This is a genomic window from Mycobacterium sp. 4D054 (assembly GCF_052245755.1).
Lineage (GTDB): Bacteria > Actinomycetota > Actinomycetes > Mycobacteriales > Mycobacteriaceae > Mycobacterium.
Map to the genome: position 1 here is coordinate 1 of NZ_JBQQCF010000169.1, position 617 is coordinate 617.

At 62.9% G+C, this 617-nt stretch carries 1 pseudogene; it reads left to right on the plus strand.

Going from position 1 to position 617, the window contains the following annotated elements:
- Positions 1 to 617, plus strand: a pseudogene (locus tag ACTWP6_RS30425) (hypothetical protein); the annotation flags it as partial.

Consider the following 617-nt stretch of genomic DNA (forward strand, 5'->3'; position numbering starts at 1 on the left):
TGTCGTATCGCTCCGGGGATGTGCTGAGCTTCAGCGGTATTGAGGGCAACCCGATCACCGCCTCCTGGGACGAGACCACCAGAACACTGACGCTCTCGGGTGCGGCCACGATCGAGCAGTACGAGGCCGCGATCAAGGCCGTGACGTTCGCCGCGACTGAGGGTGGGTTGTCGCGTTCGATCACGGTGTCGGTGACCGATGACACTGACGAGGAGAGTCTGGTTCCGGGAACGGCCACCGTGGCGGTGATCGGTCTACCTCCGACCGTGACGACACTTGGCGCCTCCATATTCCGGCTGGGTGGTGCGCCGGTGAAGGTGGTATCTGTGGTCGATATCGGTGATCTCGACTCGGACAACCTGTCGAGCGCCACGATCGTTATCACCTCCGCCTACCGAAGCGGCGATGTCCTCAATTTCGTCGCCCCCAACGGTAGCGCGATCGTTGGAACCTGGGACGTGGGGACTCGCACACTCACGCTATCCGGGGTGGTGAACCATCCCGCGTTTGATGCGCACCTCCTTCCTTGGGAAGGTGCATGTCATGCCGAGCAAGTACGACCCGGAGACCCGAGCGAAGGCGGTCCGTCTGGTGCGCGAGCACCGGGAGGACTATCC